Annotated in this window: 20 protein-coding genes; 13 read left to right on the forward strand and 7 right to left on the reverse strand. The window is 66.5% G+C overall.

What is annotated here, in order from left to right:
• Window positions 1–48: 48 nt before the first annotated feature.
• From fliF to fliR, 13 genes are all read left to right on the forward strand, one after another.
• Window positions 49–1734 carry a flagellar basal-body MS-ring/collar protein FliF gene (fliF, locus tag ASC93_RS15075; RefSeq protein ID WP_056443520.1) on the forward strand — a complete coding sequence of 562 codons (1686 nt, stop codon included), beginning with the start codon at window positions 49–51 and terminating at the stop codon, window positions 1732–1734.
• Window positions 1734–2738, forward strand: a complete 1005-nt coding sequence (fliG, locus tag ASC93_RS15080; protein WP_056443523.1) for a flagellar motor switch protein FliG — start codon at window positions 1734–1736, stop codon at window positions 2736–2738. The genes fliF and fliG overlap by 1 nt, the downstream gene beginning before the upstream one ends.
• Window positions 2738–3466: a flagellar assembly protein FliH gene (gene fliH / locus ASC93_RS15085; protein WP_056443526.1), complete on the forward strand. Its 729-nt coding sequence runs from the start codon at window positions 2738–2740 to the stop codon at window positions 3464–3466. The genes fliG and fliH overlap by 1 nt, the downstream gene beginning before the upstream one ends.
• Window positions 3466–4860, forward strand: a complete 1395-nt coding sequence (fliI, locus tag ASC93_RS15090; RefSeq protein WP_056443530.1) for a flagellar protein export ATPase FliI — start codon at window positions 3466–3468, stop codon at window positions 4858–4860. Before fliH ends, fliI begins: the two co-directional genes overlap by 1 nt.
• Window positions 4861–4895: 35 nt before the next feature.
• On the forward strand, window positions 4896–5336 hold the full coding sequence (gene fliJ / locus ASC93_RS15095; RefSeq protein ID WP_056443533.1) for a flagellar export protein FliJ: 441 nt from the start codon (window positions 4896–4898) through the stop codon (window positions 5334–5336).
• A gap of 32 nt (window positions 5337–5368) precedes the next feature.
• Window positions 5369–6688 (forward strand): flagellar hook-length control protein FliK, encoded by a 1320-nt coding sequence (locus ASC93_RS15100; protein ID WP_056443535.1) that lies wholly within the window; start codon window positions 5369–5371, stop codon window positions 6686–6688.
• Window positions 6689–6914: 226 nt separating this feature from the next.
• Window positions 6915–7451 carry a flagellar basal body-associated protein FliL gene (gene fliL / locus ASC93_RS15105; protein ID WP_229412739.1) on the forward strand — a complete coding sequence of 179 codons (537 nt, stop codon included), beginning with the start codon at window positions 6915–6917 and terminating at the stop codon, window positions 7449–7451.
• Between the two features lie 29 nt (window positions 7452–7480).
• Window positions 7481–8464, forward strand: a complete 984-nt coding sequence (gene fliM, locus ASC93_RS15110) for a flagellar motor switch protein FliM (RefSeq protein WP_056443538.1) — start codon at window positions 7481–7483, stop codon at window positions 8462–8464.
• A 60-nt stretch (window positions 8465–8524) separates the two neighbouring features.
• Window positions 8525–8950, forward strand: a complete 426-nt coding sequence (gene fliN / locus ASC93_RS15115; protein ID WP_056443540.1) for a flagellar motor switch protein FliN — start codon at window positions 8525–8527, stop codon at window positions 8948–8950.
• A complete protein-coding gene (gene fliO, locus ASC93_RS15120; protein ID WP_157201937.1) occupies window positions 8947–9831 on the forward strand; it encodes a flagellar biosynthetic protein FliO in 885 nt (294 codons plus the stop codon). The genes fliN and fliO overlap by 4 nt, the downstream gene beginning before the upstream one ends.
• Entirely contained in the window at window positions 9828–10574 is a 747-nt protein-coding gene (gene fliP, locus ASC93_RS15125; RefSeq protein ID WP_157201938.1) for a flagellar type III secretion system pore protein FliP, read from the forward strand. Before fliO ends, fliP begins: the two co-directional genes overlap by 4 nt.
• Window positions 10575–10585: 11 nt before the next feature.
• Complete coding sequence (fliQ, locus tag ASC93_RS15130) at window positions 10586–10855, forward strand: flagellar biosynthesis protein FliQ (RefSeq protein ID WP_056443545.1); 270 nt, start codon at window positions 10586–10588, stop codon at window positions 10853–10855.
• A 28-nt stretch (window positions 10856–10883) separates the two neighbouring features.
• Window positions 10884–11705, forward strand: a complete 822-nt coding sequence (gene fliR / locus ASC93_RS15135; protein ID WP_056443548.1) for a flagellar biosynthetic protein FliR — start codon at window positions 10884–10886, stop codon at window positions 11703–11705.
• 140 nt (window positions 11706–11845) lie between these two features.
• Here the strand turns inward: fliR and flgL are convergent, their stop codons facing one another.
• The 7 genes from flgL to flgF form a co-directional block, all read right to left on the reverse strand.
• Window positions 11846–13069: a flagellar hook-associated protein FlgL gene (flgL, locus tag ASC93_RS15140; RefSeq protein ID WP_056443551.1), complete on the reverse strand. Its 1224-nt coding sequence runs from the start codon at window positions 13067–13069 to the stop codon at window positions 11846–11848.
• A gap of 14 nt (window positions 13070–13083) precedes the next feature.
• Complete coding sequence (gene flgK, locus ASC93_RS15145) at window positions 13084–15027, reverse strand: flagellar hook-associated protein FlgK (protein ID WP_056443556.1); 1944 nt, start codon at window positions 15025–15027, stop codon at window positions 13084–13086.
• 76 nt (window positions 15028–15103) lie between these two features.
• Window positions 15104–16063 (reverse strand): flagellar assembly peptidoglycan hydrolase FlgJ, encoded by a 960-nt coding sequence (flgJ, locus tag ASC93_RS15150; RefSeq protein WP_056443559.1) that lies wholly within the window; start codon window positions 16061–16063, stop codon window positions 15104–15106.
• Window positions 16064–16084: 21 nt separating this feature from the next.
• Window positions 16085–17143: a flagellar basal body P-ring protein FlgI gene (locus tag ASC93_RS15155; protein ID WP_307189009.1), complete on the reverse strand. Its 1059-nt coding sequence runs from the start codon at window positions 17141–17143 to the stop codon at window positions 16085–16087.
• Window positions 17144–17218: 75 nt separating this feature from the next.
• Complete coding sequence (locus ASC93_RS15160; protein ID WP_056443565.1) at window positions 17219–17848, reverse strand: flagellar basal body L-ring protein FlgH; 630 nt, start codon at window positions 17846–17848, stop codon at window positions 17219–17221.
• Window positions 17849–17922: 74 nt separating this feature from the next.
• Window positions 17923–18705, reverse strand: a complete 783-nt coding sequence (gene flgG / locus ASC93_RS15165; RefSeq protein ID WP_056443568.1) for a flagellar basal-body rod protein FlgG — start codon at window positions 18703–18705, stop codon at window positions 17923–17925.
• 61 nt (window positions 18706–18766) lie between these two features.
• A complete protein-coding gene (gene flgF / locus ASC93_RS15170) occupies window positions 18767–19507 on the reverse strand; it encodes a flagellar basal-body rod protein FlgF (protein ID WP_056443571.1) in 741 nt (246 codons plus the stop codon).
• Between the last annotated feature and the right edge of the window lie 177 nt (window positions 19508–19684).

Consider the following 19684-nt stretch of genomic DNA (forward strand, 5'->3'; position numbering starts at 1 on the left):
CCCACGGCTTCATAATGGCGTTCATAAACCCAATCCCTCACCCCCACCATGGCAACGACAGCGGAAGAACTCCTCGACAGCGATATCGCCCCACCGGCCGAACAACAGCCCAAGTTCTGGCAGACGACGATCGGCAAACGCGTCGTCATCGGTGGCGTCATCGCCGGCGTGCTGGCCGTCGTCGCCGCGCTGTGGCTGTGGACGTCGGCGCCGGACTACCGCGTGCTGTTCTCCAACTACACCGACAAGGACGGCGGCGCGATCACCGCCGCGCTCGACCAGATGGGGGTCAAGTACAAGTTCTCGGACAGCGGCAGCGCGATCCTCGTGCCGGCCGACCGCATCCACGACCTGCGCCTGAAGCTGGCGGCGCAAGGCCTGCCGCGCGCCGGCAACGTCGGCTTCGAGCTGCTCGAGAACCAGAAGCTGGGCACGTCGCAATTCGTCGAACAGGTCAACTACCAGCGCTCGCTGGAAGGCGAACTGGCCAATTCGATCCAGTCGCTGGCCGCCGTCAGCACGGCGCGCGTGCACCTGGCGCTGCCGAAACCGTCCGTGTTCGTGCGCGACCAGCAGAAGCCGACGGCATCCGTGCTGCTGAACCTGCAGCCGGGCCGCTCGCTCGATCCGGCCCAGGTCAGCGCCATCGTGCACCTGGTCGCATCGTCGATCCCGGAACTGACGCCGGCGAACGTGACCGTCGTCGACCAGAACGGCACCCTGCTGTCGGACAGCGCCGGCAAGAACGGCAAGCAGCTCGATCCGAACCAGTTGAAATACGTCGAAGCGCTGCAGCAGAACATCGTCAAGCAGGTCGAGTCGATCATCGCCCCGCTCGTCGGCCCGACCAATGTGCGCGCCGAGGCGACGGCCGACGTCGACTTTTCCCAGACCGACACCGCGGCCGAGCTGTACAAGCCGAACTCGCCGCCGGAACCGCAGGCGATCCGCAGCCAGCAGACGTCCGAGCAGACCGGGCCGGGCAGCACCAACCCGTCCGGCATCCCGGGCGCGCTGTCGAACCAGCCGCCGGGCGTGGCCACGGCCCCGATCGACGGCAACGCGCCGGCCCAGGCGCAAACGACGACGACCGGTCCGAGCCGCAAGGATTCGACGACGAATTACGAAGTCGACAAGACCTTGCGCTACGAGCAGAAGCCGATGGGCGGCATCAAGCGCCTGACCGTGGGCGTGGTGGTGAACTACCGCCGCACCATCGACCCGAAGACGGGCAAGGTGGTCGTCAAGCCGCTGTCCGCCGCCGAAGTCGCGCAGATCAACGAACTGGTCAAGCAGGCCATGGGCTACAGCCAGGCGCGCGGCGACACGCTGAACGTGACCAACGCCCCGTTCGAGGGCGTCGACAAGCCGGACGAGCAGGCGCCGGAATGGTACAAGGACCCGGCCAACCTGCCGCTGGCGAAGGACATCGCGCGTTACGCCTTCATCGCCATGGTGCTGGCCTTCCTGTGGTTCCGCTTCGTGCGGCCGCTGCTCAAGCCGGCGATCAAGAAGTTCGACGAAGCCGTGGCGATCCCGCCCGAGCCGGAACCGGAAGAGCCGGAACCGGAACCGGATCCGGATCCGGACGAGGAAGCCCGCATCATGCGTGAAGCGGAAGAACACCAGAAGGTCCAGGTCTACAAGACCAACCTGGAAATGGCAAAAGACCTGGCGCAGCACGATCCGCGCATCGTGGCCAACGTGATCAAAGAATGGCTGGGAACTGAATAATGAGCGACAAGGACAAGGAAAGCACGACCAAGGCGGCCATCCTGATGCTGGCCCTCGGCGAATCGGAAGCGGCCGAGGTGATGAAGTACCTCGGCCCGCGCGAAGTGCTCAAGCTGGGTGCCGCGATGGCGCAGATGAAGGCCGTCCAGCACGAGGAAGTCCTGTCGGTACTGGGCGAATTCCGCGAGCGCGTCGACCTGCAGTCGACCGTCGGCCTCGACTCCGACGAATACATCCGCCAGGTCTTGACCAAGGCGCTGGGCGACGACAAGGCGGCCGTGCTGCTGAACCGCATCCTGGGCGGCAAGGACGCGTCCGGCATCGAAAGCCTGAAGTGGATGGACTCGCCGTCCGTCGCCGAACTGATCCGCAACGAACACCCGCAGATCATCGCCACGATCCTCGTCCACCTCGAGCGCGACCAGGCCTGCGAGGTGCTGGCGCACTTCACGGACCGCCTGCGCAACGACGTCGTGCTGCGTATCGCCACCCTGGACGGCGTGCAGCCGGCCGCCCTGCGCGAACTGAACGACGTGCTGACCAAGCTCCTGTCGGGCAACGAGAACATCAAGAAGTCGTCGCTGGGCGGCGTGCGCACGGCGGCCGAGATCCTGAACTTCATGAGCGGCGAGCAGGAAAGCTCGGTCATGGAAAACATCAAGAACTACGACAACGACATGGCGCAGAAGATCATGGACGAGATGTTCGTGTTCGACAACATCATCGACATCGACGACCGCGGCATCCAGTTGCTGTTGCGCGAAGTGCAGTCGGAAATGCTGATCATCGCGCTGAAAGGCGCGTCGCAGGATTTGCGCGATAAAATCTTCAAGAACATGTCGCAGCGTGCGGCGGAAATGATGCGCGAAGACCTGGAATCGAAAGGTCCCGTGCGCCTGTCGGAAGTGGAAACCCAGCAGAAGCAGATCCTGCAAATCGTCCGGCGCCTCGCCGACGAAGGCCAGATCGTACTGGGTGGCAAAGGTGAGGACTCGTTCGTCTGATGGCAATCTCGAAAGAATTCCAGTCGGCATATCAACGCTGGGAAATGACGTCGTTCGGCGACGAGCGGCCCAGCACCCTGGCGCAGCGCGCCGCCGAAGCGGAAAAGGTCGCCGCGGCGGCCGCTGCCGCGCGCGCGTACGAACCGCCGCCGCAACCGGCCGTCCCGATGCCGACCGTGGAAGAGATCGAGGCGATCCGCGCCGCCGCACGTGACGAAGGCTATGCCGAGGGCCTCGACGCGGGCCAGGCCGAAGGCCATGCGGCCGGCTACGAAGAAGGCCTGGCGCTGGGCCGTGCCGAGGCGGCCGAGGAACTCGAACACCTGCGCCAGCTGGCGACGACGTTCGGCGACGCCGTCACGCAGGCCGACGACGCCATCTCGAACGACGTGCTGGAACTCGCGCTGCACCTGGCGCGCGGCATGGTGCGCACGGCGTTCGACGTCAAGCCGGACCTGATTCTCCCGGTCGTGCGCGAAGCCATCGACTACCTGCCGAACCTGCAGCAGCCGGCCCTCCTGATGCTGCATCCGGAAGACGCGCTGATCGTCAAGAGCGGCATCGGCCAGGACCTGGACAAGAGCGGCTGGCGCATCGTCGAGGACGACGGCATCGCGCGCGGCGGCTGCCGCGTGGACACGGCCAGCAACCAGATCGACGCCCAGATCGGGGCGCGCTGGCAGCGCCTGACGCACGCGCTCGGCAAGAACCTGGACTGGCTGGCGTAATGGCCACGAACGCGCACACGGGCCGCTGGAAGTCCTACCTGAAGGATTGCGGCAGCGTGCTCGATTTCGTCGAGCCGATGCAGGTCTCGGGCCGCGTCACGCGCGTGGCCGGCCTCGTGATGGAGTGCGTCGGCCTGAAGCTGGCGGTCGGCAGCGCGTGCATGATCCCGGTCGCGTCGGGCGCGCGCATCGAAGCGGAGGTCGTCGGCTTCGAAGGCGACCGCCTGTTCCTGATGCCGCAGTCGGACGTCGAAGGCGTCGTACCCGGTTCGCGCGTGTTCCCGGTCGAAGCCAGCGTGCCGAAGCCCGGCAGCGTGCCGCATCCGCGCCGCCGTCCGATGGACCGCGCGCGCCACCTGCCCGTCGGCTGGGGTTTGCTGGGCCGCGTCGTCGACGGCGCCGGCCGCCCGCTGGACGGCAAGGGCCCCGTCGTGACCGAAGACATGGGCCCGCTGAACGCGCGCCCCATCAACCCGCTCGACCGCGCGCCGATCTCGGACACGCTGGACGTGGGCGTGCGCGCCATCAACTCGATGCTGACCGTGGGCCGCGGCCAGCGTCTCGGCCTGTTCGCCGGCACCGGCGTCGGCAAGTCCGTGCTGCTGGGGATGATCGCGCGCTACACGACGGCCGACGTGATCGTCGTGGGCCTGATCGGCGAACGGGGCCGCGAAGTCAAGGAGTTCATCGAACAGATCCTCGGCGAAGAAGGCCTGGCCCGCTCGGCCGTCGTGGCCGCGCCGGCCGATTCGCCGCCGCTGATGCGCCTGCAGGGCGCCGCCTACGCCACCGCCATCGCCGAGCACTTCCGCGACGAGGGCCGCAACGTCCTCCTGATCATGGATTCGCTCACGCGTTACGCGATGGCCCAGCGCGAGATCGCCCTCGCCATCGGCGAACCGCCCGCGACCAAGGGCTATCCGCCGTCCGTGTTCGCAAAACTGCCGGTGCTGGTGGAGCGCGCCGGCAACGGCCAGGCCGGCGGCGGCTCGATCACGGCGTTCTACACCGTGCTGTCCGAGGGCGACGACCAGCAGGACCCGATCGCCGACGCGGCGCGCGGTATCCTGGACGGCCACATCGTGCTGAACCGCAAACTGGCCGAGGCGGGCCACTATCCGGCGATCGACATCGAGCAGTCGATCTCGCGTGCCATGCACGGCATCACGTCGCGCGAGCACCAGCAGGCCGCGCGCACCCTGAAGCAGCTGTATTCGCGCTACGAGCGCTCGCGCGACCTGATCAGCGTGGGCGCCTATGCGCCGGGCACGGACCCGGTGCTGGACAAGGCCATCGCCTTGCACGAACGGATCGAAGCCTTCCTGTGCCAGGAAATCCACGACAACGTCGGCATGCTGCAGAGCTTGGGGGAATTGACCTCGCTGTTCGGCTGATTGGCCGGGCGGCCCATCGGTATACTTGACGTACCATGGCCAATGCATCCGCACTCGACACCCTGATCGACCTCGCCCAGCGCGAGTCCGACGCCTGCGCAAAGCGCCTCGGCGCCGCGCTGAAGGCCGTCGAGGACGGGGAGCAGAAGCTGCAGATGCTGCACGGCTACCGCGACGACTACGCGAACAAGCTCGACGCGGCGCAGATGGCGGGCATCACACCGTTCGCGTACCAGAATTTCGTCGCCTTCCTCGGCAAGCTGGAACAGGCGATCGACGGCCAGCGCGAAGTGCTCAAGCACGCGCGCGTCAAGGCCGACATGGAAAAGAAGGGATGGCAGGAAAGCGAGCGCAAGCGCCTGTCCTATCGGACCCTGAACGAGCGCGCGGCTCTTGAAGCCCTTGCGCTGGAAAGCAAGCGCGACCAGAAGATGATGGACGACCACGCGGCCCGGACGGCCCGCCACAAGCGCTGACCGGCGCCACACCAACCGAAGCGACAAGCGACATGACCACGACCTCCATGACCCAACAGCTCAACTCGACCAATGGCGTCAACAGCGTCAACACCGTCAACCAGCGCAACGGCAGCTCGGGCGGCAGCGACGGCAGCCAGTTCAGCGCCATGCTGTCCGGCGAGATGGAACGCAACAGCGCCGCGCTCGCGTTCATGCCGGCTCCGGCGCCTGCTCCGGCCCCGAAACAGGACGCGGCCAAGCCGGCCGAGGCCGACAAGCCCGCGGAGCACGACCCCGCGCCGCAGGCAGCCGCCAAGCCGGCGGACAAGGCCGGCGCGAGCGATGCGAACGACGATGTCGCCGACAAGTCCGACGACAACAAGGACGACAAGGATGACAACGGCGCCAAGGCCGGCGACCCGGCCAGCGCCATGCTCGCGCTGATGGCCAGCCTGCACAAGCCGGGCGTGGACACCGGCAAGACGACCACCGCCCAGGCCTTCGACGCGCTCACCGGCAAGGGCAAGCGCACGGACGCCGGCCAGCTGGCCGCGCTGCAGGCCGCGATGAAGTCGGTGGCGAAAGAGGCCGGCACGGACGCGGCCGGCGTCAAGACGTTCTCGGCCACGTCGATCAAGAACCCGGCCCTGGCCGCCGCCGGCGCCGACCTCGGCACCGACAAGGCCGCGACGGCCGCGGCCGACCTGCGCGGCACGGCGGTCAGCGCCAAGCCGGATGCCAAGCCGCAGCTGGACGCCGCCGACTTCACCCTGCAGCAGGCGCGCGACGCCGCCCTGCTCGCGCAAAAGGAACAGGTCCCGACGGCCACCGCCGCCGCGGCCGCGCAGTTGCAGCCGGCCACGCTGGAAGCCGCCGAAGCCGCGGCCGCCGCCAGCGACCACCTGACGGCGCACGTGGGCACGGATGCGTGGAACGACCAGGTCGGCCAGAAAGTCGTCTACATGCTGGACGGCGAAGACCAGACCGCGTCACTCACGCTGAACCCGCCGGACCTGGGCCCGCTGCAGGTCGTGCTGTCCGTCTCCAACGGCCAGGCCGACGTGACGTTCTCGTCGAACCAGCTGGAAGTGCGCCAGGCGCTGGAAAACGCCCTCCCCCGCCTGCAGGAGATGATGGGCGAGAGCGGCATCGCGCTGGGCAATGCCACCGTCAACGCGGGCATGTCGGACGGCGGCCAGGCGCAGCAGCAGGCGATGGCGTCGAGCGGCTTCGGACGCGGCAACGGCAGCGGCAATGGCCGCCGCAACGGCGCCGACGATACGGGCACGGTCGTGGGCGAAGCCACGGTCCGGCCGGCCACGCGCACGGCGATGCTCGGCGACCGCGGCGTGGTCGATACGTTCGCGTAAACGATTCCGGCAGCATCGGCGACAGGACAATGGGGTGGGCACTCGTGCCCACGCGGACGTTCGAATCATGCATACGTCACGCGTGGGCACGGGGTGCCCACCCAACAATCCGTCAAGAAACAACGAGATAGCCCAGGTTCCTCCTTCTTTTCGACCGTTGCCGCTGCTCAATTTTTCCCGATAATGACATAATGACGGCACGATCCAACAGCGGGACCGAATACCCTTGAAAGCGAATCCAAAAATCAAAGCCGATCCGAAAGCGGATGCGGCCATACCGGCGGCCAGCGGCAAAGGCAAGCTGTTCATCATGATCGGCGCGGCCGTGCTCGTGCTGGCGCTTGGCGCCGGCGCCGGCTGGTACTTCCTGCACGGCAGCAGCAGCGAAGCGGCAACCGGGACGGCCAAGAAAGACCATGCGGACAGCAAGAAAAAGAAGGATGAAGCACCGCCGGAATACGTCGCCATCGAGCCCTTCACGGTGAATCTGCAGCCGGAGCACGGCGACCAGTACCTGCAGGTGGCGTTCACCCTGCAGGTCAACAGCCCGGAGCAGGTCGAGCTCATCAAGGCCAACATGGCCAAGGTGCGCAGCCGCGTGCTGCTGCTGTTGTCGGGCAAGAAGGCGTCCGAGATCAGCACGGTGGAAGGCAAGCAGCAGTTGGCCGGCGAGATCCTCGCGGCGGTCAACGCACCGTTCGTCGAACATGGCGACGAACAGGAAGTGTCCGACGTTTTGTTCACTTCCTTTATCATCCAGTAAAGCAGAAGTCATTACGGTAAAGCCGCATCATGGCCGATAATTTTCTCTCACAGGAAGAAGTCGATGCCCTCCTAAAAGGGGTCAACGGCGATCAGGACGACGTCGCGGCGCCTGAAGACACCTCGGGAGTCCGCACGTACAACCTGGCAACGCAGGAGCGGATCGTCCGCGGCCGCATGCCGACGCTCGAGATCATCAACGAGCGTTTCGCCAGGTATCTGCGGGTCGGCCTGTTCAACTTCCTGCGCCGGTCCGCCGAGGTGTCGGTGGGGTCCGTGCGCGTGTCGAAGTACAGCGAGTTCATCCGCAACCTCGTCGTGCCGACGAACCTGAACCTGATCCACATGAAGCCGCTGCGCGGCACGGCGCTGATGGTGTTCGATCCGGGCCTCGTGTTCCTGCTCGTGGACAACCTCTTCGGCGGCGACGGCCGCTTCCACACGCGCGTGGAAGGCCGCGACTTCACGCAGACCGAGCAGCGTATCATCATGCGCATCCTCGACATCGTGTTCGAGGCATACGCCAAGTCGTGGGAACCGGTGTATCCGATCGAATTCGAATACATCCGCTCGGAGATGAACACGCAGTTCGCGAACATCGCCACCCCGAACGAAGTCGTGGTATCGTCCACGTTCACCATCGAGCTCGGTTCGGTGTCGGGCCAGATCCACTTCTGCATGCCCTATTCGATGATCGAACCGATCCGCGACGCGCTGACGTCGAGCATCCAGGGCGAAGCGCTGGAAGTCGACAAGCGCTGGATCCGCCTGCTGACGCAGCAGATCCAGGTGGCGGAAGTGGAACTGGTGGCCGTGCTGGGCCACGGCAAGGCGAATTTCGACGAAATCCTGAACATGAAGGTCGGCGACGTGATCCCGATCTCGGTCCCGGAAACGATCCAGGCTACCGTGGACGGCGTGCCCGTCATGGACTGCAGCTATGGCGTGTACAACGGACAATATTCGCTGAAGGTCGAAAAACTGCTGGCGAACAGCGAAACCTTCAACAAGTAAACCACCTCATACGATACGCCGGCGGATCAACCGCGGCACCAGGCAACACAGGAGAGAAACATGTCCGACACCCAAGACGACCAAGACAGCCTCGACGACGATTGGGGCGCCGCGATTGCCGAGCAGGCCGCCGCGGAAGCTGCTGCGCTGGCCAACCAGCAGCAGGCGGCCTCGGCCGCCGTGTTCAAGGATTTCTCGAACAAGGGCCCGCGTCCGGAGACGCCGAACGACATCGACTTCATCCTCGACATCCCCGTCCAGCTGACGGTGGAACTGGGCCGCACCAAGATCGCCATCAAGAACCTGCTGCAACTGGCGCAGGGGTCGGTGGTCGAACTGGACGGCCTGGCGGGCGAACCGATGGACGTGCTCGTCAATGGCTGCCTGATCGCCCAGGGCGAGGTGGTGGTCGTGAACGACAAGTTCGGTATCCGCCTCACCGACATCATCACCCCGTCCGAGCGCATCCGCAAGCTCAACAAATGACGGCGCGCCTGCTGACCCTCCTGGCCCTCGCCCTCCCGCTGACCGCCTGCGCGGCCCAGCCGGGGCAGGCGTCCGGTTCGTCGGCGGTGGCGGCCACGGCGGCCGGACAGGAGACGCGCGCGGCGGACGACGCCAGCGCGGCCGCGGCAACCGCCGCACCCACCGCACACACCGCATCCGCCGCATCCGCCGCACCGGCGCATCAGGCCGGCCAGCAAGGCGCCGCTTCCGCAGCGCCCGCCACGACGCACCCACGGGCCGTGGCCGGCACCGGCGCACCGTCGGCCGCCCCGCAGCCGCCCGCCGTCCAATCCAACACCGCCACGCCGCAGCCGTCCGCCGTCCAACCCGATACCGCGGCCGCACCCGCCAGCCCGGCCGCACCGGCCGTCGCCGCGCCCGACGTTGCCGCACCCCGCCCAGCCACGCCGGGCGTCGCCACGCCGGGCGTCGCTACGCCGGGCGTCGCTACGCCGGGCGTCGCCGTCCCCCCCGTCACGATGCCCTCCGGCTCGTCCACGGGCAGCCTGCTGCAGACGCTGTTCGCGCTGATCCTCGTGCTGGCCGTGCTGGGCGCCCTCGCCTGGTTCCTCAAGCGCTACGGCCCCAAGGTCGGCGGCGGCAACGCCAACCTGCGGGTCGTCGGGTCGCTGAACCTCGGCGGCCGCGAGCGCATCATGGTGGTCGAAGTCGGCAATGAATGGATCGTGGTGGGCGCATCGCCCGGCCGCATCAACGCGCTGGCGACGATGCCGCGCCAGGACGGGCAGAATGGCGATACCGGCTCCGCCAACGCCACGCTCGCCCGGCACGCAACTGAGGCTCCCGCGGCGCACAGCTTCGCCGACTGGCTCAAACAGACGATCGACAAACGCAAGTGACACACACTCAACGACTCCTGCTGGCGACGGGTCTGCTGGCCCTGCCGCTGGCGGCGGCGGTCGCCGCGCCCGCCATCCCCGCTTTCACGACGAGCCCGGCCCCGGGCGGCGGCACCGCGTATTCCCTGCCGGTGCAGACGCTGCTCCTGATGACGGCGCTGACCTTCATCCCGGCCGCCCTCCTGATGATGACGAGTTTTACGCGCATCATCATCGTCCTCTCCCTGCTGCGCCAGGCGCTCGGCACGCAGACGGCGCCGCCGAACCAGGTGATGGTCGGCCTCGCGCTGTTCATGACCCTGTTCGTGATGGGCCCGACGTTCGACCGCATCTACACGGAAGCGTACGTGCCGCTGCAGGAAAACCGCATCCAGATGGGCGAGGCGATGGACAAGGCGGCGGCGCCGATCAAGGGCTTCATGCTCAAGCAGACGCGCCAGTCCGACCTCGCCCTGTTCGTCAAGATCTCGCGCACGCCCGCGCTGCAGGGCCCGGAAGACGTGCCGCTGCGCGTGCTGATCCCCGCCTTCATCACGAGCGAACTCAAGACCGCGTTCCAGATCGGCTTCGCCATCTTCATCCCGTTCCTCATCATCGACATGGTCGTCGCGTCCGTGCTGATGTCGATGGGGATGATGATGATGTCGCCGGCCGTGATCTCGCTGCCGTTCAAGCTGATGCTGTTCGTGCTCGTCGACGGCTGGCAGTTGCTGCTGGGCTCCTTGTCCCAGAGTTTTTACTAGGAGGAGAAGACATGACCCCGGAAAGCGTCATCGCGATGGGCCGCACGGCCATGGAAGTCACGCTGATGGTGTCGGCGCCGCTGCTGCTCGTGGCGCTCGTCATCGGCCTCGTCGTCAGCATCTTCCAGGCCGCCACGCAGATCAACGAGCAGACCCTGTCCTTCATCCCCAAGCTGATCGGCGTGTTCGTCGCGCTCGTGCTGGCCGGGCCGTGGATGATCACGGTCATGACCGACTACATGCGCAACCTGTTCAGCGGGATTCCGCAGATGATCGGGTGATGGCGCCAGTGCGCGTCCCGCATCCCCGATGATTTCGTTCACCACGACCCAACTCTATGCGTGGATCGGCGGCCTCCTGTGGCCGCTGACGCGCATCCTCGGGCTGGTCGCGGTGGCGCCCGTGTTCGGCAACACGGCCGTGCCGATCATCATCAAGACGACGCTCGGCGTGCTGCTGGCGGCGATCATCGCGCCCACCCTGCCGGCCGTGCCGGCCGTCGATCCGGGGTCGTGGGCGGGCCTCTTGATCGTCGCGCAGGAACTCCTGATCGGCCTGGCGATGGGCTTTGCCATGCGCCTCGTGTTCGCCGCCGTCGAATTCGCCGGCGAGGTCGCCAGCTCGTCGATGGGCTTTTCGTTCGCGACCTTCTTCGATCCCAGCTCGGCCGGCCGCTCGTCGGCCATCAGCCAGTTCCTCGCGCTCGTCGCGACGATGGCCTTCCTCGCCATGAACGCCCACCTCGCGCTGATCGAGGCGCTGGCGGAAAGCTTTTTCACGCTGCCGATCTCGGCCACCCCGATGTCGCTGTCCGCGCCGCTGGAAATGGTGCGCTGGGGCAGCCGCGTGTTCTCGGCCGGCCTGCAGATCGCGATGCCGATCATCGCCGCCATGCTCATCACCAACATCGCGCTGGCGATCCTGACGCGCGCGGCGCCGCAACTGAACCTGTTCGGCATCGGCTTCCCGATCACCCTGGGCGCCGGGTTCCTCGTCATCAGCCTGACCTTGCCCTACCTCGGCACGCCGTTGCAGAACCTGTTCAACCAGGGGATCGAGGCGGGCCGCAAGATTCCGCGCGTCGGCGCGCAGCGGCCGGGCTCACAGCAGATACCGACACCACCGCGGTAATGCGTGCGCCTGGCGGGCACGGGGTGCCCACCCTACGGCATCCGGGACGTTCGTAGGGTGGGCTCCCCGAGCCCACGCGGCGGCAGGCGGCGCGCAAACGTCCGCGTGGGCGGACGCCGCCCACCCGACGACCGCGCGGATCAGGAGATGTAGTTGAACAGCGACAGCCCCGACATCGTCTTGAACGACACCTGGGCCGCCTGCAACGTCTGCTGCTGCTGGGTGTACAGCGAAATCGCCTTGACCATGTCCAGGTCCTGCAACCCGCTCAGCGAGGTCTGGTACTGGATGTCGAGGTCGCTGCCCGTGCTGTCCAGCGAATCCACTTCCTTCATGCGCGAACCCACCGACGCCTGCACGGTCAGCACGTTGTCCAGCGCGTTCTTCATGTTCAGGCTGGCCGTGTTCAGGTTGTTGGTCAGCGCGGCCTTGCCCGCGTCGCCGCTGGCGGGGGAACGCAGGGTCTGGATCAGGTTCGTGATCGTCGTGAACACCGACTGCTTCTGGCTCGGCTGGACGCCGAACGAGTCGCCGTCGGCCGGGGCGCCCTTGATGTCGAACGAGATGCCGTCGAAGGCGATCGCGGCACCCGCCGTGTACGGCTGGTCGCTCTGCAGGGCGGTGCCCGTCGTGTTGTCGGTCACCGTGTACGTCGTCGCGGCCGGCGAGCCCGTGACCGTGAAGGCGATCGAATAGTCGTGGCCCGTCAGCTGGCCGGTGTCCGTCACGGCGCCGGGGGCGATGATGCCCGAGCCGGTGTTGCCGGTCGTGGCCTGGGTGACGAACGTGCCGTTGCCGGTGAGATTGGCTTCGAAGACGGCGCTGCCGCTTTCGCTGATGGCCATCTTGCGCGCCGATCCCACCTGCAGGGTGCGCTGGCCCTGGTCGCCCTGGTAGGTGGCGCCGGTCGGGGTTTGCGTGAACGGCTGCGTGGTGGTCTTGTAGCCGGAAAACAGATAGGTGCCGGTGCCGTCCGTCGTGTTCGCCGAGCCGAGCAGGTCGGCCATGCGTCCTTCCAGCTCGGTGGCCAGCGCGGCGCGGTCGCTGTCCGAATAACCGGCGTTGCCGGCGGTGATGATCAGGGACTGGATGTCCGTGATCTGGCCCGTGACGTCCTGCAGCGTCTTGTCGACCATCGACAGCGACGAACTGGCGTTCGTGCGGTTGGTGCCGAACTGCGTGTTCATCGATTGCGACTGGGTCAGTTCCAGCGCCTTGGCCGAACCGATCGGATCGTCGGCGGCCGTCAGCATGCGCTTGTTCGTCGACAGCTGCATCTGCGTCTTCGCCATCTGGCTCTGCAGCGTGTTGATCTGCGTGGTCCCGGCCTGGAAGATCGCGTTGGTGCTGATACGTAGGGTCATGGCGTGGCTCCGCTTCAGCTGCCGATTTGCAGCAAGGCATTGAAAATCGTGTCGGCGATCTGCATCACCTTGCCCGATGCCTGGTAGGCCTGCTGGTATTTGAGGAGGTTGGCCGCCTCCTCGTCCAGGTTGACGCCCGAGACGTTGTTGGCGGCCGATTGCGCCTGCGTCAGCTGGGCCGCCGCGGCTTCGGCGTTGGCCTGCACTTCGCGCGTCTTGTTGCCGATGGTGCTGACCAGCGTGGCATAGGCCGACTGGAACGTCGCCTTGCCGCCGTCCATGACGTTGGTCGACTGCAGGTCGCCCATCAGGCTGGCGTTGCGGGTGTCGCCCAGGCCCGTGTTGGGCGCGATCGTGAAGGTGTCGCCGTCGGCCGGGGCGCCGTTCAGCGTGAAGCTCATCCCCGCCACCGTGTAGCTGGCGCCGTCCTGGAACGGCGGGTTGGTGCCGGCCGGGTACGTCGTCGTCGCGCCGTTCACCGTCACGTCGACGTCGGCCGGAAAGCCGGTCAGCGTGCCCGATGCCTTGTCGAAGGCGATCGAGACGGACGCGCCCAGCGGCGCGGCCAGGTAGTTCTTGTCGACCGACCCCGCGCTGATCTTGCCCGAGCCGCTGTTGGTCAGCGGGACGCTCGTCGCGATCGGCGCGGCGGCCGCGATCTGCGCGCCGTCCGTCAGCGCCAGCTTGAAGTTGGCGGCGGCGTTCAGGGTCGGGCGCACGAGGAAGTTGTCGCCGGTATCGGCTGCGCCCGAGACGTCGAACGCGAGGCCGTCGATGACCTGCGGCTGGCTCTGCGGGAACGGCGAGATCACCGTCTTCTTGTTGTCCGACAGGCGGTACACGTTGAAGTTGGTGCCGTCGAAGTCGACCTTGTAGTCGCTCGTCGTGAGCTGCGTGGCGTCGACGACCGTGGCCGCGATGGCCGTGGTGCTCGTCTGGTTGTTGTTGACGTTCTTGGTCACCTCGGCCGGCGCGACGGTGAAGATGTCGCCGCCCGGGTTGCCGTTGCCGTCCAGGCCGAGATGGTTCTGGTCGTTGATCGTCGTGGCCAGCGCGATCGCGACGCGGCCCATCGAGTTCTGCGCCAGGTCCAGCGACTGGGTGCGGAACTGCAGCGCGGCGCCCAGTTCGCCGCCCGTGAGCGCGCTCTCGGCCATCGGCGTGATCTTGCCCTGGGTGATGTAGCCCACCGTGGTACGGGTCTGGTCGGTCGGCGAATTCGTCGCCGCCAGCTGGAAGGAGTTCGTGCCGACGACGAGCGGCTGGCCGTTGCCGATCGAGACGGTCAGGCTGTTGTTATCGCCCGGCACGACAGTCGCCTTGATCTGCTTGTTCAGGTCCATGATCAGCTGGTCGCGCTTGTCCAGCAGGTCGTTCGGCGGATTCAGGCCGGCGGCATCCGTCAGCTTGCCGATCTGGTCGTTCAGCTGGGCGATCTGCTTGGCGTAGGTGTTGATCGACGTGACGCTGGCCGTGATCTGGGTATTGACGCCCTTGCGGATCTCGTCCATGCGGCCGGTCATGCTCTGGAACCGGGCGGCCAGCGTGTCGGCCGACGACAGGAACGAACCGCGCGACGATACGCCGGCGCCGTCGCCGGTCAGGTTCTGCACGGACGAAAAGAAATCCTGCAGCGCCGGCGACAGGCCGGACGTGGTGTCGGCCAGCAGGTTGTCGATCTGCTGGACCTGGGCCTGGTAGGCGTCCAGTCCGCTGCTCGACGCCTGGGCCGTGCGCACCTGCGCGTTCAGGAAGTCGTCCGAATAGCGCTTGACCTGGGCGACCTGCGTGCCCGTGCCGATATAGCCGTTGGCGCCCCCCATCGAGATCGACGTCGACTGCACCACCACCTCGCGGCTGTAGCCCGCGACGTTGGCGTTGGTGATGTTGTTGCCGGCCGTTGCAAGGGCCGCCTGGGCCGCGTACAAACCGGTTTTGCCGATGCTGAGGAGGGACATGATGGTTTTCTTTCTGCTATGTCATTGACGGCAAGTTCCGCCAAAACTTTATTCTTGTTGTCCTGTCAATACCCCATCACGCCAGCGAATGCTTGATGATGCGCGACAGCTTGGCGGCGTACTGCGGGTCGGTCGCATAGCCGGCGCGCTGCAGGCCGTGCGCGAACGCGGACGCGTCGCCGCCGTGCGCCAGCACTTTTTCGTAGCGCGGGTTATTGCTCAGCAACTTCGCGTAGTCCTTGAACGCGTCGGCGCAGGAATCGTAGGCGCGGAACTTCTCGACCCGGCTGTGCGCCTTGCCGTGGATATATTCCGTCGTGACGGCCGTCGCGACCTTGCCCTTCCAGCCCGGGCCGGCCTTGATGCCGAACAGGTTGTTGCTCGACGTGCCGTCGCCGTTGCGGATCACACGCTTGCCCCAGCCAGTCTCGAGCGCGGCCTGGCCCAGCATGAACTTGGCGGGCACGCCCGTCGTCTGTTCCGCTTCCTCGGCGGCATCGGCCAGCTTTTCCTGGAACGCGCGCACGTGCGCCGGCTTGTTCGCGTTGTCCGTGCCGCGCGCGCTGCCGGTGACGCCGGAAGCGCTCGTGGCGGCCGCGCCGTCGGTCGGCATCGTGTCGAGGTCGCCGTGCATGCGCAGTGCCGCGCTGCTTGCCGCGCTGCCCGTCTGCTGCTCGCCGCCGATGCCCAGCGCCTGCTTGTTCATGTCCTGCATCAGCTGCTGGCCCTTCTGCTGCACGGTCAGCTGGCGCACGAGCACGTCGGCCAGGCCGATGCCGCGCTTGGCCAGCTTCTGGCTCATCTGCTGGTCCAGCATGCCCGTGAACGTCTTCGACTCCTGGCTGTCCATCATGCCGTCCTGCGGCGTGGCGTCGCGCATGCTCTTCATCATCATGCCGATGAACATCGATTCGAACTGCGTGGCCGCGCCCTTGAGCGCCTCCGGCGAACCGGCTTTCGCCGACTGCTTGAGGTCGCCGAGGCTGTTGGTGTCGAGCGCGAACTTGCCGGACAGGTCAGAAGTGGAACCGAGCATGGTGGCCTCGCTGTTTATCGGTTAGATGATCTCGAGCTCGGCGCGCAGCGAACCGGCCGCCTTGAGCGCCTGCAGGATCGCGAGCAGGTCCTGCGGCGTGGCGCCGATCGCGTTCATGGCCTTGACGACTTCGGCCAGCGACACGCCGCCGTTCAGCATGATGACCTTGCCGGTATCCTTCTTGACGGACACCTGCGGATTCTTCGTGACGACGGTGCTGCCGAGCGAACCCGCGGGCGGCTGGCTGACCTGCATGTCGGCACCGATGCTGACGGACAGGTTGCCGTGCGCGATCGCGCAGGGCTCGAGCGTGACGGCGCGGTTCATGACGACGGAACCCGTGCGCGCGTTGAGGATGATTTTCGCGGCGGCCTCGGCCGGCCTGACGTCCAGGCCTTCCAGGATGCCGAGGAAGCTGACGCGCTGGTCGCTCGACGACGGCACGCGCACGCGGATCACGCGGCCGTCCAGCGCCGTGGCGATGCCCGGGCCGAACTTGTCGTTGACGGCTTCCACGACGCGGCTGGCGGTGGCGAAATCCGTCGTGTTGAGTTCCAGCTTGACCTGGTTGTCGGCGCCGAGATTCGACGCGACGGCCCGTTCGACCGTGCCGCCCGACGAGATGCGACCGACGGACAATTGATTCACCTGCACCTGCGCACCGCCGCCCGACGCACCCGCGCCGCCGACGAGCACATTACCCTGGGCCATCGCATACACCTGGCCGTCCGCGCCCTGCAGCGGCGTCATCAGCAAGGTGCCGCCGCGCAGGCTCTTCGCGTTGCCCATCGACGAGACGGTCACGTCGATCGTCTGGCCCGGCTGCGCGAACGCCGGCAGCGAGCTCGTGACCATCACGGCCGCCACGTTCTTCAGCTGCAGCTGGGTGCCGGCCGGCAGGCTGACGCCCTTCTGCTGCAGCATCGCCATGATCGACTGCACGGTGAACGGCGTCTGCGTGGTCTGGTCGCCCGTGCCGTCGAGACCGACGACGAGACCGTAGCCGGACAACTGGTTCTGGCGGACGCCGCCGATGCTGGCGAGGTCTTTCAGGCGCTCGGCATGGGCGGTCGTGGCCATCAGGGGACCGAGCAGTGCTGCGCAGAGTGCGATGGTTTTCAGGTTCATGTTTAACCGGGCTCTGACCCCGAGTCCTTAAAATGGCAGCAATGACTGGAAGAAGCGCGACATCATCGAGGTCATCTCGGCGCGGTCGATCTGGCTGTTGGTGCGGTACTCGACGCGGGCGTCGGCGACCAGGGTCGACTGCACGATGTTGCCCGGCTGGATCGTGTCAGGATTCACCATGCCCGAGAAGCGGATGAACTCGACGCCCTTGTCCATGGCGATCTGCTTTTCGCCGACGACGATCAGGTTCCCGTTCTGCAGGACTTCCGACACCGTCACGCCGATCGTGCCCGTGAAGGCATTCGACGCGGTCTGCGTGTCGCCATCGGCGTACTTGGTGCCGCTGCTCGTGGCGAGGCTGGCGCCCAGGCGGCCCTGCAGCGGACCCGGCACGCCGAGGTTGACGCTGCCCGACTTGTTGCCCGTGCTGGCGCCGCTCTTGTTGGCGGCCGTCTTCTCGACGATGCTGATCGTGAGGATGTCGCCGATGTGGCGCGCGCGCCGGTCCTCGAACATGGGACGGAACGTGTTCGCGTTGTAGATCGCGCCTTCCGTCGGCGTGCCGGCGTCGGCCAGCATCGGCCGCACCGTGGTCGGCCCCTTGACGATCGACGTCGGCGTGGATGCGCAACCGGCCAGCGCCAGCAGAATCGTCATCCCCGCGCAGGCGGAAATCCTAGCGGCGAACGTCGTCCCCGCGCAGGCGGGGACCCAAGTTTTACTTACCATTTTCATAACTGGGAAATCTTCTGCAGCATCTGGTCGGACGTGGTGATGGCCTTGCTGTTGATCTCGTACGCGCGCTGCGTCTGGATCATGTTGACCATCTCTTCGACGACGTTCACGTTGGACGTCTCGACATAGCCCTGCATCAGCACGCCGGCGCCGTTCGTGCCCGGCGTGGTGGCCTGCGCGGTGCCGGACGCGCCCGTCTCGGCATACAGGTTCTCGCCGAGCGATTCCAGGCCGGCCGGGTTGACGAAGTTCGACACCTGGATCGAGCCGATCTGCGTGGGCGCGACGGTGCCCGGCGTCGTGACGGAGACGGTGCCGTCGCGGCCGACGGTCATCGACAGCGCATTGCTGGGCACGGTGATGGGCGGCTGCAGCACATAGCCGCTGGAGGTGACGAGCTGGCCGTTGGAATCGGTCTGGAACGAACCGTCACGCGTGTAGGCCGTCGTACCGTCCGGCATCAGGACCTGGAAGAAGCCCGAGCCGTTGATCATCACGTCCTTCGAGTTGCCGGTCTGCTGGGGATTGCCCTGCGTGTGGATGCGCTCGGTGGCGACGGTGCGCACACCGGTACCGATCTGCAGGCCCGACGGCAGCTGGGTCTGCTGCGAGGATTGCGCGCCGGGCTGGCGCACGTTTTGATACAACAAGTCCTCGAACACCGCACGCGACTTCTTGAAGCCGTTCGTGCTGACGTTGGCGAGGTTGTTGGTGATGACGTCGAGGTTGGTCTGCTGGGCTTCGAGGCCGGTCTTGGCGATGTACAGCGAGCGGATCATGGTGTTCTCCTATGGCGACGGCAAACCCGTCGCCCACCATGAAATTATGTCCCAGGAGAAATCAAGTCAAAGCGAGGATCTGCGTCGCTTTCGCCGCGTTATTCTCCGCGTTCTTCAACAGGCTCATTTGGGTCTCGAGAGAACGTGCCAAAGAGATCATGTTCACCATCGAGTCGACGGCCGAGACGTTGCTGCCTTCCAGCGTGCCGCTCGTCACCGTCAAGGCCGGGTCGGCCTGGGCACTGGAACCGTCCTGCATCCGGAAGAAGCCGTCGTCGCCGCGCACGAGCTGTTTCTGGTCCGGATTGACGAGCTTGAGACGGCCGACGACGGTGGACGTGGCGGGCACGGTGTCCGTCGTCAGCGACGAGATGGAGCCGTCCTTGCCGACGGACACGGTCGTGTTCGGCGGAATCGCGATCGGACCGCCCTCGCCCATCACCGTCTGGCCGTTGGCCGTCTGCAGGATGCCGTTCGGGCTGATCTGCAGCGAGCCGTTGCGCGTATAGGCTTCGGTGCCGTCCTGCATCTGCACGGCGATCCAGCCCGGGCCCTTGATGGCCACGTCGAGATCGCGCCCCGTCACCTGCATCGGACCGGCCGTGAAGTCCGCGCCGATGGTGTTGTCGACAACGAACGCGCGCGTCGGCAAGCCTTCGCTCACGACGGGCACGGCGCGGAACGTATCCAGCTGCGCGCGGAAACCCGTCGTGCTCAGGTTGGCCAGGTTGTTCGACGTGGTGGCCTGCTGCTCCAGGATGTGCTTGGCGCCGGTGGCGGCCGTGTAGATCAGGCGGTCCATTTACTTTTTCCCGACAACGAATATCAAGATTCCGTCGTTCCCGCGTACGCGGGAACCCAATTTCTGCACGCGTGCACGCGAACTTGGGCCCCTGCCTGCGCAGGGGCGACGTGCATGCTTTTGCTCTCCAACATGCGCCGTCGTTCCCGCGAAGGCGGGAACCCGAGTTTTGCGTGC

This window comes from Massilia sp. Root335 (genome assembly GCF_001425685.1).
Classification (GTDB): Bacteria; Pseudomonadota; Gammaproteobacteria; order Burkholderiales; family Burkholderiaceae_D; genus Telluria; species Telluria luteola.

Excerpts from the sequence above, each read along its gene's own strand:
- fliF (WP_056443520.1), top strand. The coding sequence starts at position 49 with ATGGCAACGACAGCGGAAGAACTCCTCGACAGCGATATCGCCCCACCG.
- fliG (WP_056443523.1), top strand. The coding sequence starts at position 1,734 with ATGAGCGACAAGGACAAGGAAAGCACGACCAAGGCGGCCATCCTGATG.
- fliH (WP_056443526.1), top strand. The coding sequence starts at position 2,738 with ATGGCAATCTCGAAAGAATTCCAGTCGGCATATCAACGCTGGGAAATG.
- fliI (WP_056443530.1), top strand. The coding sequence starts at position 3,466 with ATGGCCACGAACGCGCACACGGGCCGCTGGAAGTCCTACCTGAAGGAT.
- fliJ (WP_056443533.1), top strand. The coding sequence starts at position 4,896 with ATGGCCAATGCATCCGCACTCGACACCCTGATCGACCTCGCCCAGCGC.
- ASC93_RS15100 (WP_056443535.1), top strand. The coding sequence starts at position 5,369 with ATGACCACGACCTCCATGACCCAACAGCTCAACTCGACCAATGGCGTC.
- fliM (WP_056443538.1), top strand. The coding sequence starts at position 7,481 with ATGGCCGATAATTTTCTCTCACAGGAAGAAGTCGATGCCCTCCTAAAA.
- fliN (WP_056443540.1), top strand. The coding sequence starts at position 8,525 with ATGTCCGACACCCAAGACGACCAAGACAGCCTCGACGACGATTGGGGC.
- fliO (WP_157201937.1), top strand. The coding sequence starts at position 8,947 with ATGACGGCGCGCCTGCTGACCCTCCTGGCCCTCGCCCTCCCGCTGACC.
- fliQ (WP_056443545.1), top strand. The coding sequence starts at position 10,586 with ATGACCCCGGAAAGCGTCATCGCGATGGGCCGCACGGCCATGGAAGTC.
- fliR (WP_056443548.1), top strand. The coding sequence starts at position 10,884 with ATGATTTCGTTCACCACGACCCAACTCTATGCGTGGATCGGCGGCCTC.
- flgL (WP_056443551.1), bottom strand. The coding sequence starts at position 13,069 with ATGACCCTACGTATCAGCACCAACGCGATCTTCCAGGCCGGGACCACG.
- flgK (WP_056443556.1), bottom strand. The coding sequence starts at position 15,027 with ATGTCCCTCCTCAGCATCGGCAAAACCGGTTTGTACGCGGCCCAGGCG.
- flgJ (WP_056443559.1), bottom strand. The coding sequence starts at position 16,063 with ATGCTCGGTTCCACTTCTGACCTGTCCGGCAAGTTCGCGCTCGACACC.
- ASC93_RS15155 (WP_307189009.1), bottom strand. The coding sequence starts at position 17,143 with ATGGCCACGACCGCCCATGCCGAGCGCCTGAAAGACCTCGCCAGCATC.
- ASC93_RS15160 (WP_056443565.1), bottom strand. The coding sequence starts at position 17,848 with ATGACGATTCTGCTGGCGCTGGCCGGTTGCGCATCCACGCCGACGTCG.
- flgG (WP_056443568.1), bottom strand. The coding sequence starts at position 18,705 with ATGATCCGCTCGCTGTACATCGCCAAGACCGGCCTCGAAGCCCAGCAG.
- flgF (WP_056443571.1), bottom strand. The coding sequence starts at position 19,507 with ATGGACCGCCTGATCTACACGGCCGCCACCGGCGCCAAGCACATCCTG.